The following is a 12725-nucleotide window of genomic DNA, read 5'->3' on the forward strand; positions in this document are numbered from 1 at the left end:
GGTGGACGGGGCGAAGAGGGGGAGCATGGCCGGCATTCCGGGCCCGGACGACAGCCTGGACCTTTACGCGGCACTGGGCGCCTTGGTGGGGAAGACACCCAGCCATGGCGGCGGGACGATGAATCTGCTGCTGTCGCACATGCTCGACGCGGCAGCCGTCGCCGACGTCATGTGGGAGCGCTATCTGGCGCCGTCCACCCGGCGGTTGCTGGATGAGACAGCCGGTGGCCAGGGCCGGGGCCGGGGGTTGTTCATCTGGCTCTGCGGGATGCACGACTACGGAAAGGCCACGCCGGTCTTCCAACGCCGTTGGCCACGAGGGGCGGAGGCCGTACAAGCGGCCGGGCTGCGGTGGCACGAGCCGACCGCCGGACGGTTCGCATGGCATCACGGACGAGCCGGAGGTTATCTGCTGCAGCGACTGCTGTCGGCGGCCGGGTGGCCCGAGGAGCACATCGACTGGGTGTGGCCCCTTGTTGCAGGGCATCACGGGTTCTTCTCCGTTGAGAGCGCGCTGAAGCCGGACCGTAAGGCACGCGGCCAGTTGGAGGGTGACGAACGCTGGGCCGAGGTACGACTCGCCCTCGTCCAGCGTCTTTCCGGGGAACTGGGGCTGAGTGCTTTCCCCGCGCTCGCACCCGCAGTGGTGCCGACTCGTGCCGTCCAACTCCAGCTGAGCGGGCTCATCGTGATGACGGACTGGATCGCCAGCGGGCCCGGCTTCCGGGGGATCGACAAGCTGGCCGACGTGAGCTTCAAGGGTGCACGGCAACGGGCAGCTGCGGCCTGGGAGAAGCTCGGCCTGCAGGGCGGATGGGGAGAGCTGCCCGCGCCGCCGCCGGACGCCTTCGCGAAGCGGTTCGGGTGCGAGCCGCGTCCCTCACAGGAGCTGGCGATGGAGACGGCGCGGCAAATGGCGGCTCCCGGCCTGTTGGTCATCGAGGCGCCGATGGGCGAGGGGAAGACCAGGGCCGCCCTGATGGCGGCGGAGATCCTGGCTGCGAAGTTCGGCGCGGATGGCGTGTTCGTCGGCATGCCGGAGTGGTCCACCGAGGACCCCATGTTCGGGAGGGTCAGAGAGTGGGTGAGCCGGATCGACGGGAAGCTGGCCGATCGGGTCGCGCTGCTCCACGGCAAGCGGACCTTCAACAAGGAGTGGAGCGCCCTGCTGAGCGAGCCGCGGGGGGTCAGGCTCGCCGCCGTCGGCGAATGCGACGAGGACGAGCGGCACGGCGAGCAGGCGAGCGACGGTCCGCACGGTTCCGGGGGCGGCGGGCCGGTGGCGCGCGTACCGGCCGAATGGTTCTTCGGGTACGCGCGCGGGCTGCTGTGCCCCTTCGTGGTGGGCCCGGTCGATCAGCTGCTGTACGCGACGACCCGCACCAAGTTTGTGATGCTCCGGATGGCGGGGCTGGTAGGGAAGGTCGTCGTACTTGATGAGGTGCACGCCACCGATGTCTACACCTCGCAGTTTCTCCTCGAGGGCCTGCGCTGGTTCGGCGAGGCGGGCGTACCGGTGGTGCTGCTGTCGGCGACGCTGCCAACACCGCAGCGCCAGGCGCTTGTCGACGCCTATCTGGCCGGGGCCTTGGGACGTGAGGAATTCACGGCGGACGACCTCCGCCATCCCCAGGGGTATCCCTCCGCCACCGTCGTGTGGAACGCACCGGACGGCAGCGGTCACCGTTCCGCCGTGTCGGTCTGTGACAGCTGGCGCACGGATCGGCCCGTCGACGTTGTCCTCCTGCCGGAGGCCGTTCCCGAGGGGGATGCGGGTCCCGAGGAGCACCGGGCAGCCGATACGGCCGCCGACGCCGCAGTCGCCGACCGGCTCGAAGAAGAACTGAGGCACGGCGGATGCGCTCTGGTCATCCGCAACACCGTGGAACGGGCCCAGACGCTGTGCACCGTATTGCGTGAGCGCTTCGGCGACCAGGTGGTGCTGCTGCACGAGCAGCTTCCGCTCGGGACGCGTGCCGATCGCACGGCGGACTGTCTGCACCGGCTCGCCCCGCGGCCGGCCGGCACCGCGGCGGTCCGGACTCAGATGATCGTGGTGGCCACCCAGGTCGCCGAGCAGGCATTCGATGTCGATGTGGACGTTCTGGTCACCGACCTGGCCCCGATCGATGCGCTGCTTCAGCGGATGGGCCGGCTGCACCGCGGCGACCGGATGTGCCGCCCCCGCCGATTGGCCCGGCCTCGGGTGATCGTCACGGGTTGGACCCCCGGGTGCGCCACACCTGGGCAGGACGGCACCGACGCGGCTCCGCTCGGCCGTGGCGCTCCGAGGTTTCCCGCCCGCTCACAGGCCCTCTACGGCCGCCATCTGCTCCTGCGCACGGCGGCCCTGGTCTTCACGGCCGCCGGGCAGTCGGGCGGCTGGAGCCTCCCGGGGGATATTCCTGCGCTGGTGGCGGCCGGTTACGGCGGCGACGACGAGGTTCCGGAGGCGTGGCGGGACGACACCGACGCGGCCCGGCGGCAGGAGGAGGCCGAGCGACGGGAACGCATCGGGAACGCCTCCCACCACCTACTGACACGGCGCGGCGACAGAGAGGCAACGACGCTGGCCGATCTCCATTACGTCGCCGTGCCTGCCGCCAAGGGCGAGGCCGGGATGACCGCCCTGGTCCGTGACGGGGATCCCGGGGCGGAGGCCGTCCTCGTCATCCACGACGGTGCGAGGTACCTGACGCTGTCGGGGAGCGCTCTGGCAGAGGACGGTGCCGTCCCCGACGACGACCTCATTGACGAGGTCCTCGCCGACACGGTGAAACTGCCCGCGACCTGCTCTTCGGAAGCGTCTATGGAGCTGTCCGTCCTACCCGGATGGGGTGGGCACGAACGGTTGAAATACCGCAGGGCCCTTGTCCTCGGCGCGGACCGCACCGCTTCAGTTTCGGGGCGGCGGCTGCGCTACGACCCGATGCTCGGAATCATTGACGAGGGCCCGGTCACTGCAGAGTCGTCCGGCTCCGCAGTGGGGCGAGGGTGAGCAGGCCGCAGCCGTATGCCTTCGAAGGGCCGATTCCCTCCAGCAAGCGCGTGACGAAGGCGGCGGGGTCGGTTACCTGAAGGCGCCCTTCGAAAGTGGCGCTCTGGAAGGTGACGCGGGGCCCCTTCCCGTTCTTGACGAAGGAATGCCGACGGCTTGCGGTGATACGGATGTCGCGTGCCGGGCCGGCGTCCTCCGTCCCTACCTCGGTGTTGCGCGCGTCGTCAGCGGTCCGGCTGTCGGCGAGGCCGGGGGCCGGGGCGTCGGTACGGGCTGTGGGAACGTCGAAGCCCCACCGGGCGGTACGGGTCAGGAACCAGTTCAGCTGCGCGCTCGCGGTGCTATGGCCCAGCCTGAAGCCGCGTACCCGTTTGCTGTCGCTGTCAGCGGCAGCGGCGAGGCGGGCCGCCTGCGTGGGCGTGGGGCTCATCGGCGCCGCGGTGTTCTGTACGGGGCTGGCGGTCAAGCGGAACGCGAACTCCCGGCCGACGGCGATCTGGTCGAGGAGCGGGGCGTAGTCGCGGACGGCGGCATGTTCTCCGTCGGCGTCCGGCCAGCCGGCCTTTTCGACGATATGGGTCCAGTCGGGCTTGGCGGAAGTGAGCACGAACAGGTGTGGGCGACGGGGGTTGTCGGCATCCAGCCGCCACAGCACGCGGTCGCCCTGGGGGGCGTCGGGGATGCCCCCCATGACGGCACCGCGCATCGCACGCGGGTTGGCCAGCAGACGACGGCTTTCGGCGCGAAGGGGGTTGATGCGGATGCGGGAGAGGTAGGTCATGGCGGTCACCAGCCCAGCAGGGCGAAGGGGTCGTGTCCGGCGGCTTCGTCCGCGCCGTCGTTGGTGGTGTCGGGCCGGGGGAACCCGGTGGGGATACTCAGCCAGCCGTGCCGTACCCGTCGGCTGGTGAAGCTGCGGGCGTACGGATCGAACGAGACCGGGGCGTCGTGGAGGACGTCGTCACCTTCGGGGTCCTCAAGGGTTACCGAACGGTCGATGCGCGCCGGATACAGCGGCCGGTCCAGCTCCTGCTCCCGTCCGCACTGGGCGGCGTACTGCTCACGGGCGCGCCGGGAGGCCTGCCAGGGCTCCTCCCGCAGAACGTGTTCCAGGCTTCCTTCCCGCAGGCCGAGGGCGAGCGGCTGGGTGGGAGGGCAGGAGCGGCGGCCGAGGGCAAGGGGGAAGGAGGGGGCCCGGACGGCCTGGTCCAGGGTGCACAACAGGTCACGGGGGCCGGCGACAGCCGCGACGAAGACCGCGTCCTGAAGGTAGTAGCGAGTGGTCACATGGGTGTACTTGGCCGGGGAGGTGGGCTTCTGAAGGCCCTTGGCCGACACTCCGGCCTGGAGCAGTGGCCGGCCCCGGAAGTCGCTGACGGTGTGGTAGTCACGCAGCAGCGTTCCGGGCTGGTCGACGCGCACGCCCAGGCTCAGCGGCGTCAGCTCGTCGAGCGGGTCCTCACGAGCCATTCCGGCAGCCGCCGCGAGCAGGCCGATCACACCGGATTTAGTGGGCTCCGGGTTGGTTTCGCGTCGGTTGAAGGCGCTGCGAGAGCCCCATGACTGCAGGGGGCCGGCCAGGCGGAGCAGGAGTACGGCCTCGGTGGTCAACCCTTGAAGGGCGGGCGTTGCCGGCGGAGGGGTGGTCATCGGGTGGCTCGCTTGACCGTGTCGGTGAGGTGGGCGCGCAGGCCGGCCAGCAGCTTCGGGAACGCCACGGGCTCGGCGAAGGTGTCCTTGAGCTGCTCCGCGATCTTCCCGGAGGAGTCGAAGGTGTGGCACAGGGCGGTGAACGCGGGTGTGTCGCCCCAGACGCTGGTGGCGGTGGCGTACTCGCGCGCCAGGCGCCGGGCGGACTCCGCGGCGATTCCGGAGTGGGCCCCGACCGGCTCCTCGAAGGCGGAGACGAGGTTGACCGGCTGGTCTGTGCGTACGACGACAGCGACCAAGCTGGGCAAGGTGCGGTGGCCGAAGGAGTTGCCGTAACCGGTGGGCATGGAGCGGGCGAAGGAGGTGACGAACTCCTCAACGGCGGTGACCGCTGCCTCCTCGTCGGTGAGGTTGTGCAGGAGCTTGTGGAGGCTGACAGAGGCGTAGCGGTAGAGGGTGGCGGAGTTGAAGCCGATGGTGCCGATCATGCCGGCGCCGGTTTCCTGCTCCTTCATGGTCTCGTCGTCGACAGCCGTGAAGTAGTCGAATTCCAGCTCGACGGCATGAGTGGACAAGGCGTGGGCGACCTGGGTGGCGGCGTCGACCTTCAGTGCGGGAATGTCGGCCACCATGCGCCCGAAGAGGGCGACGTCCATCGGATGTCCGGTGCTGAACTTCTCCTGCACCGGCAGCCGGTCGATCTCGGCTGCCAGCTCCGCGTCGTCCAGGGAGGCCAGTTCGGCCGCACGGTCACGGACGAGACCGGCCACGGCACTGAGTTGCCGGCGGCCATAGAAGAACAGATAGGCGGTGTCCCCCTCCTTCTTGCCGGCGCTGATCTTCAAGGGCGCCAGCAAGGCGCCTGCCAGCCGGGACGAAGCCTCCGCAGGCAGATCGGTGTCTGCGCCGATCAGGCCGGCGAGCGCACTGCTGATGCGCCTGGTGCGGGTCGCCAGGTCCTGCTCGGGCATGCGCTCGGTGAAGTGGAGACGGGTGGCCCGCTTCCACGCCTGGGACGAGACGCGGGACCGTCGCACACCGCCGTAGTACGCCTCCTTGGGGTTGCCCTGATCATCACGATTGAGGTTGGCCGGCGGCACGGTCTGAAGAATGTGGACATCGATGTAGGCGCAGGGCGCGGTGAGCACCATGAAGTTCTCCGGTGATTCGGTCTGCGGACGGGCGTGGCGGCTCTGTCGTGAGAGCGCTAGGAGACGTGGTCAGGGGACGGCTCGACCGGGCGGGCGTTCCAGGAGTGGTACGCCAGTCCCCAGGTGCGGCGGACCCGTCGACGTGACTCGGGGTAGTGCCAGTTCTTGATGTCCTGAAGCAACTGGTCGTAATCCAAGGGCACCTTGACCGAACGGAGTTGGGTGATCAGGCCCCGCAGCCGATATACCAGGGTCGGCACAGAGGTGGTGTTCACTGCGGCTGCGACCCTGCGGTCCACTGCTTCCGTGCTGAACCGGTCGTCGTGACGTAGGTCGCGCAGGGCCGCCCCCATCCCGACCCCCCGCTTGTGCATGGGGTGGGACTGGCTCTGCTGGTGCAGGCCGTAGAGCGCCAGGGCCGCGTGTTCGGCTTCCAGCTCCGGCGTCACCTGTCCGTCCGTGTGGCTGGTGTAGAAGGGCCAGAGCGCGGGGACCGTGCCGGCCGGCTGGCCCAGGCCGGACCGCAGGGCGGCGAGGTCTTCGCCGGGGGCCTTGGCGAGCGCCCCGTTCTTGGGATCGATGCGCCAGGTGCCGTCGTTCCGTATGCACTGGCTCCAGTAACGGCGCACGGGCGTGGAAGCGGTGGGTTCGGTGGTGCTGCTGGGGCCGGTCTCGGGTGTGGCAGACACGGCGGTCCCCCTTAACTTTCGTCGGACGGCCGATCGGTCGTGTGTGGTGCGGTGGTGGGACGCATGGAAGAGCGGGACCTGCACTGCCGCTCAGGCAGCCTTCCGCAGAGCCGCGCGGCGGGTGAGGATCTCATCCATGCGGTCCAGGAAGTGACGTTCGGCGCGACTGAGCTGATAGACGCGTTCCTTGCCGTCCTTCGTCACGGTCCTGCCGCTGAAGAGGGTCGGGGCGGCTGTGGAGAGCACCTGTTCGGCCACCTTCCATGTCTCTCGCCCGGCCTTTTGCTCCCACGCCGTCAGTCCACGCTCGGACTGTTCGAAGTCCTCACCGATCGTGCGCAGGCCGGCCAGCAGCCGCCGTACCAGCGGATCAAGGGCGTGCAGCAAGGTGTCCCCGGGGCGTTGCCCCTTGTCCCAGGGGATCGGTTCGGTGCCGGCCGCCCGCCGCAGATCAGCGGAGAGATTGTTGACCGCGCCGGCGAGACTTTCCGCCTGGCTCAGGGCCTCCAGAAGCGAGCCGCAGACGATGCCGTCCGGGTTCAGTGCAGTCAATGGCAGGGGAATCTCGTCGAAGAAGACATCCTCGACGACGGAGGACTGAGTGCCGTAGGCGATTCCTGTCAGCTCTACCTGGAGCGGGTACTCCTGGGGCAGCCGCTCCCTGACCGCACCGATGCGGCTCAGCAGAACGCTGGTGTGGAAGCCTGCACGAACGTCCGTCGCATCGATCTGCTCCCCCGCACGATCAACCGCCAGCAATGCGTTCAGACCTCGCCAAGCAGCACGCCCCAGCTGATGTCGTCGAGGACGAACAGGAGAGACGACCTTCCCCTTGCCGCTCTTCTTGCCACGGGTAGCGGCACTGTCGACGATCCAGGCGGTATGGGGTTCGTGATCGGGCGTGCTGTCCAGTCGGTCCCCCGCGGCCACAACGACCTGCGTGACCCGCACCCCGCTCGGGGTCTCCTCCGGAACCAGCCGGATACGACGCGACTGCCAGGTCCATACGTCCAACAGTCCACGAGACGCGCGGGCCTGCCAAGCCGGTGTGGCACAGGACAGCGTCTCCTCAACCCTGCTATCCGGCTCGCGACGTCTCCACTGGGGAAGGTCATCGGACAGCAGCGGCTGTCCGAAGGGAATGTTGAGCAGAAGAGTTTCGTAGACGGTACGCCCCTTGGGCATAACGACGCCCAGTTGCCCCAGCGGACCGACCGGATTCCCCGTCGTCTTTCCCGCCTTCACCCGCGGATCGCCCACTGCACCTGTCTTGATGGCGGCGGTGTCCCAACAGTGGGTGTGCAGCAGCCATCGTGCAGCCTGCGCCGGGGTCAGCTCCAGCGAGTCGCCCTCCGAACGGGACGAGAACAGCGGCACGTTGTTGCCGGTGGCAGCCGTCGCCACCAGAAGCGCAGACCCCTTGGTCTCGTCTCTGGCGGTGCGCAGCCCCGCTACCTGTGCGAAGGGCGCGTCCTTGCCGAAGAGGTCGAACAGGTGACGGTGACCGTCAAGGTAAGCATTGAGCCTGTCGCACTGCTCAGGAGAGAAGGCTCCGGCCTTGAACATCGCAACCCACTCAGCGGCATCCCGCGGCCGTCCCAGAGCATCCACGATGATGGGCAGCAACAACTGGCGGAAAATTGCAGGCTTCTGGGTCGGCAGCTCAACAGTGATGTCCTGGAACCGCTCGGCCTCCAAAAGGAGCCGTCGCACGCCAACTTCTTCGAAGGCGCCAAGCCCCCGATACCCCTCCCCCGCAACACTGTTCATGGAGCGTGCGGACAACCACACGTCGTCCAGCAAATTACACAACTAGGCTTCCCCCCATACATCCACGCCATGAGACGCGAGAAACATCGTTACACAGCAGCCCCCAGCCCCGTCTCCAAATGCCAAAACGTTCCCCGCACCCGCGGGGTTGGTCCCCTCGCCCGCCTTGTACAGAGCCTGCTCCGTGCGTGGTCCCCGCGCATGCGGGGTTGGTCCCACGGCGCCGAGCTTGCACGCCAGGCACCCGCACTGTTCCCGCACCCGCGGGGTTGGTCCCCAGCTCAAGACGTTCGTCCTCGTGGGCGTGCTCTGCTCCCCGCACCCGCCGGGTTGGTCCCGCCTTGCGCAGGTCGTCAAGCATGATGGTGGTCTGCTCCCCGCACCCGCGGGGTTGGTCCCGTCATCTGGACCCGCCACGGCACCTGCTGGGCCTGCTCCCCGCACCCGCGGGGTTGGTCGCTACCTCATGGACGCCCGCCGCAGCGCCGCCCGCTGCTCCCCGCACCCGCGGGGTTGGTCCCGCGGTGCGCTGCTTCCAGGCCTCCGGCACGTCCTGCTCTCCGCACCCGCGGGGTTGGTCCCGCCTGCGGAGCGATCGGCCGCGTCATCGCCGCCTGCTCCCCGCACCCGCGGGGATGGTCCCGTCCGCTCATCCTCGTGCACGTAGACCACAAACTGCTCCCCGACCCGCGGGGTTGGTCCCCTCGACAACGCCATCGCCGAGCCGTCCCACGCTGCTCCCCGCACCCGCGGGGTTGGTCCCCGGCAGAGCGGCTCCGCACCGGACTGTGCGGACTGCTCCCCGTGCCCGCGGGGTTGGTCCCTGGCCGCAGAGTGGACCCAGCCGTACCGGCAGCTGCCCACGCCTGCCGCGAGCATCGTCGCCGCCTCCACTGAGGACATCATGGCCACAAACGCCACCGAGATCCCGCCCCCTGGCCGGACTCCAAACCGCAGGCATCTCCCTCTGGCCAGCCCGACGATCCAGACGAAACTGCCGGCTTCTCCCACGCGTCCACGCGCTGTCCGCTCTCCCCGTGACGGGCTCCCCCGTCTCTCTGTCCCACTGCCCGGAATCGGGCTCACGGAGCACGTTTCGACGGTCGTGTCGACCGACCGATCGGGACATGTGCTGGCTGGCCGCTGAATCTGAAGTCGGCCGCCATGCACTGCCTCGGCCGGGTGCATGACGGTGCTCGACGAGCCAGCCGGACGACGGCAGGCGCAGAAGTGCGCCATCATGCATGAAGGTTTCGGAGTAACGGCCAGCGTATGGCCGCCACTGGCCGAGGGTTCATCGACCATGGCGAGTGCGGCAGGCGACTTGAAGCGACGGACGAGGAAATGGCGCGGGATTACGACAGTCAGCTGCTGGAGTCAGTGGCGGTACGCCGCCGCAGGATGCGGGATGCCCTGTTGTTCGGTGCGCAGCGGGGACGTCGCACGGCGGATGAGCGGCTGGGGAAGGTGTTTGCGGGGATCGCGATCACGGCTGTCCTGTGTGCGGGGTGTGTGGGGTGGTCGTTCCTTCAGCACACGCTGGCCACGCAGAAGGCTGAGCAGGAGAAGCAGCAGCGTGAGATGCAGCAGTACGGGCAGCCGACAAGGTCGGCTGCCCGCTAGAAGCCCACGGATCGGATTCGGACAGAGTTTGCGACATTCCCGGGGAATGCGCGAAGAGCTGACCGTGCAGAAGAGGTTTGCCTGACGCAGAGCCAGGGTGGAAGCATGTCCCGTTTGGCCAAAGAGTTCGTCAACCCTGCGATGGTAGGTTCCGGTAAGTGGTGAGCAGAGCAGCGAGTTCCCGGACGCAACTGAGCCGAGTGACATTGGTCGGTGAGCGACGCCGGGCCGATGTCGTCCTGCTCTCCGATACGCCGATAGGGCAACTGATCCCGGATGTCCTGCCGTTGCTGGACGATCGGCCCGCATCGCGGCCGGTAGCACGGCAGTTGATTACGTCCGACGGTTCTGTCCTGCCGTACGACAGCACGCTGGCCTCGGCCGGGGTAGCCGACGGCGCCGTGCTCCGGCTGGTGACGACGCATTCCGCGCCGCCGGCTCCCGTTGTGCACGACGTTACCGATCAGGTGGCTGACGACCTCGATCTGCGCTCTTGGCGCTGGCGTCCTGCTGCGCGCCGGGCCAGTGCGGGTGTGGCAACCGTCGTCTTCGCCGTGATCGCCGCGCTGCTCGCCCGCCGTGAGTTCCCGCTTGGCGCCCTGGTCGGTGCTCTCTCAGCTGTATCGCTTGTGCTCTTGGCGGCCGGTGGGCTCGTCGCGAAGATCGGGCGGGGGAACCGGGGACTGGCGACCGCGCTCCTGCTCGCCGCTGGCGGGCTTGGTGTTCTCACGGCGTGGACGGCTGCCGATGCGTTCGGCTGGCCGGGCACCGCGCGGCTCGCTGCCGTGGCGGGTGCGCTGGTCGTGACGCTTGTGTTCCTTGGTTACTTCTCTCCGCTGGGCAAGGGTGGGCTCGTTGGTGCGGTGACCACTGCCGCGATAGCCATTGTGTGGGAGGCGGCGGCCGCTGTTCAGGGTGATCCGGCCCGGCTCGGTGCCGTGATGGCTGTCTTCTCTTTGGTGGTGCTCGGTGTGCTGCCGCGGCTTGCGTTGATGGCATCGGGGCTCACCGCGCTCGATGACCGACGCTCGGGCGGTGTCTCTGTCAGCCGTCATCAGGTAGGTACCGCGCTTGCGGCGACGCACCGCGGCCTTGCCCTCTCGACGATCGTCACTGCGATTTCGGCAGCCTCCGCCGGATGGCTGCTCACGCTGGCCGAGAAGCCGACCGTATGGACCGTGGTGCTGGCAACGCTCGTTGTCGTAGTGCTGGTGTCGAGGGCGCGGGCGTTCCCGCTGGTCGTTGAAGTTGTTGCGCTCTTCGCTGCCGCGTCGTGCCTGGTGGTACGCCTGGTGACGTGGTGGATGGAGCATGCGGGGGGTGTCGGGCCGCTGGCTGTGCTGTGTGCGGCTGCGGTGCTGCCGTTGGTCGTGTTGGCGGTGCAGGTGCCCGAGCATGTGCAGGTGCGGCTGCGGCGCATGGGCGATCTGGTCGAGTCCATTGGCATGGTGGGGCTCTTCCCGCTCGCCTTTGGGGTGTTCGGTATGTACGGGCAGCTGCTCAACCAGTTCTGACAGTTCTGGGTGGATGTGCTGGCGCTGTGGGCGGGGCAGCAGAGTGGGGGTAACAGGTATGCCGAGCGGAGACGGCTGGCAGGGTGATGTGCTGCGCGACCTGAGGGGCGGCGCCGAGCAGGGTGCACAAGGCCCCGGCGGACAGGCCTACCGCGCTTCTGCGCCGGGCCGCGCACTGCCAGCGCAGGGCACCCAAGCGCCGGACGCCACCCCCGGCGGTGGTGCGCCGCGGCAGGCCGGCTACCCGTACGAGGAGCAGCACGCAGGTCGTCCCGGCGACTGGCCGCAGCAGGCGGGGTACCAGGAACAGCGGCAGGAGCAGCAGGCCCCAGCCGCGTACGCCCCGGCTCCCCAGCCTCAGAGGGGTCCCGGCTCGCGGCCCGTGGTGGACGAGGGTCTGGCCGACGCGCTACGCAGCAAGCCGCGGTACGGCGAGTCCTTCTCGGCGCGTGCCGTACGTGCCCTGCGTCGCACCCTCTCCTCGTCAGCCGCGCGCGAGGTCGCCGAGATCGCCCGCACCGCAGAGGTGCTCCAGCGGCCGGTGACCACCGGTCGGCAGATCGCCGTCACCTCCATCCGGGGCGGATCCGGCAAGTCCACCGTCGCCGCGCTCCTGGGCACCACGTATGCGCACTACCGGCAGGACCCGGTCCTCTTCCTGGAGGCCGACCCGGCACTCGGCTCGCTGCCGCTGCGGCTCGGCGCCGAGACGGTGCGCTGGACCACCAGCGATGTCGCGGACATCGTCACGCCGAACATGTCGCTGCTCGACGTCACCGGCTACCTCGTCCAACTCCCCGACAACGCCTGGCTGCTGCCCGCCAGCCAGGGGCAGATCGGTGTGATGCTGGACAGCCGGGCGTACGAGAGGGCCGTGGTCGCGCTGCGCCGCTACTTCGGTGTGATGGTCGTCGACTGCGAGACGCTGCCCGCCGAAGTTGCCCGGGTCGCACTCGCCGCCGCCCACGGCCGTGTTCTGACCGCACCCGCCACACCGGACGGCTTCACCAGTACGTACTCGGTGCTCCAGTGGATGCAGGGGCTGCCCCCGCATGTGATCGCCGGAACGGTCGTGGTGTTCACCGAATTGGTGCCCCACTCAGGACTAGAACTCGATGCGGCCACCCGGACGATCAAGTCCACCGGGGCGGGAGTCCAGGTCCTGCCGTACGACCGGCACTTGGCAGCCGGTGGCCCGGTCCGGACCGAACTGCTCGCTCACCCGACCAGGGAAGCTGCCGCCCGCCTTGCCGCGAACGTCTTCCACCTCTCCCAGAAGCGTCACTGACCCTGATGCCGAGCCCGACCGTGACTGCCCAGATGCCGAGCC

The 12725-nt window shown here is 68.9% G+C and carries 9 protein-coding genes; 4 read left to right on the top strand and 5 right to left on the bottom strand.

What is annotated here, in order from left to right:
• Nucleotides 1-25 precede the first annotated feature (25 nt).
• The gene (gene cas3 / locus ACF088_RS23250) at nt 26-2998 is read left to right on the top strand and encodes a CRISPR-associated helicase Cas3' (RefSeq protein ID WP_392377689.1); all 2973 of its coding nucleotides are present in this window, start codon (nt 26-28) and stop codon (nt 2996-2998) included.
• Here the strand turns inward: cas3 and cas6e are convergent.
• The 5 genes from cas6e to casA all read right to left on the bottom strand — a co-directional run bounded on the left by cas6e (nt 2958) and on the right by casA (nt 8300).
• On the bottom strand, nt 2958-3779 hold the full coding sequence (gene cas6e, locus ACF088_RS23255) for a type I-E CRISPR-associated protein Cas6/Cse3/CasE (protein WP_392377690.1): 822 nt from the start codon (nt 3777-3779) through the stop codon (nt 2958-2960). The genes cas3 and cas6e overlap by 41 nt on opposite strands.
• Before the next feature lie 5 nt (nt 3780-3784).
• Nucleotides 3785-4648: a type I-E CRISPR-associated protein Cas5/CasD gene (gene cas5e / locus ACF088_RS23260; RefSeq protein WP_392377691.1), complete on the bottom strand. Its 864-nt coding sequence runs from the start codon at nt 4646-4648 to the stop codon at nt 3785-3787.
• A complete protein-coding gene (cas7e, locus tag ACF088_RS23265; RefSeq protein WP_392377692.1) occupies nt 4645-5799 on the bottom strand; it encodes a type I-E CRISPR-associated protein Cas7/Cse4/CasC in 1155 nt (384 codons plus the stop codon). The genes cas5e and cas7e overlap by 4 nt, the downstream gene beginning before the upstream one ends.
• A gap of 56 nt (nt 5800-5855) precedes the next feature.
• Nucleotides 5856-6488 carry a type I-E CRISPR-associated protein Cse2/CasB gene (casB, locus tag ACF088_RS23270; RefSeq protein ID WP_392377693.1) on the bottom strand — a complete coding sequence of 211 codons (633 nt, stop codon included), beginning with the start codon at nt 6486-6488 and terminating at the stop codon, nt 5856-5858.
• 90 nt (nt 6489-6578) lie between these two features.
• Nucleotides 6579-8300, bottom strand: a complete 1722-nt coding sequence (casA, locus tag ACF088_RS23275) for a type I-E CRISPR-associated protein Cse1/CasA (protein WP_392377694.1) — start codon at nt 8298-8300, stop codon at nt 6579-6581.
• A gap of 1302 nt (nt 8301-9602) precedes the next feature.
• Here casA and ACF088_RS23280 point away from each other — a divergent pair.
• The 3 genes from ACF088_RS23280 (at nt 9603) to ACF088_RS23290 (ending at nt 12683) form a co-directional block, all read left to right on the top strand.
• On the top strand, nt 9603-9881 hold the full coding sequence (locus ACF088_RS23280) for a hypothetical protein (protein WP_392377786.1): 279 nt from the start codon (nt 9603-9605) through the stop codon (nt 9879-9881).
• 158 nt (nt 9882-10039) lie between these two features.
• A complete protein-coding gene (gene eccD / locus ACF088_RS23285) occupies nt 10040-11395 on the top strand; it encodes a type VII secretion integral membrane protein EccD (protein WP_392377695.1) in 1356 nt (451 codons plus the stop codon).
• A 58-nt stretch (nt 11396-11453) separates the two neighbouring features.
• A complete protein-coding gene (locus tag ACF088_RS23290; protein WP_392377696.1) occupies nt 11454-12683 on the top strand; it encodes a MinD/ParA family protein in 1230 nt (409 codons plus the stop codon).
• Nucleotides 12684-12725 lie beyond the last annotated feature (42 nt).

It is taken from the genome of Streptomyces sp. NPDC015125, from assembly GCF_043080045.1.
GTDB lineage: Bacteria > Actinomycetota > Actinomycetes > Streptomycetales > Streptomycetaceae > Streptomyces.

Bases quoted from the DNA above. Each gene is read 5' to 3' on its own strand.
- cas3 (WP_392377689.1), top strand. From the start codon at position 26: ATGGCCGGCATTCCGGGCCCGGACGACAGCCTGGACCTTTACGCGGCA.
- cas6e (WP_392377690.1), bottom strand. From the start codon at position 3,779: ATGACCTACCTCTCCCGCATCCGCATCAACCCCCTTCGCGCCGAAAGC.
- cas5e (WP_392377691.1), bottom strand. From the start codon at position 4,648: ATGACCACCCCTCCGCCGGCAACGCCCGCCCTTCAAGGGTTGACCACC.
- cas7e (WP_392377692.1), bottom strand. From the start codon at position 5,799: ATGGTGCTCACCGCGCCCTGCGCCTACATCGATGTCCACATTCTTCAG.
- ACF088_RS23280 (WP_392377786.1), top strand. From the start codon at position 9,603: ATGGCGCGGGATTACGACAGTCAGCTGCTGGAGTCAGTGGCGGTACGC.
- ACF088_RS23290 (WP_392377696.1), top strand. From the start codon at position 11,454: ATGCCGAGCGGAGACGGCTGGCAGGGTGATGTGCTGCGCGACCTGAGG.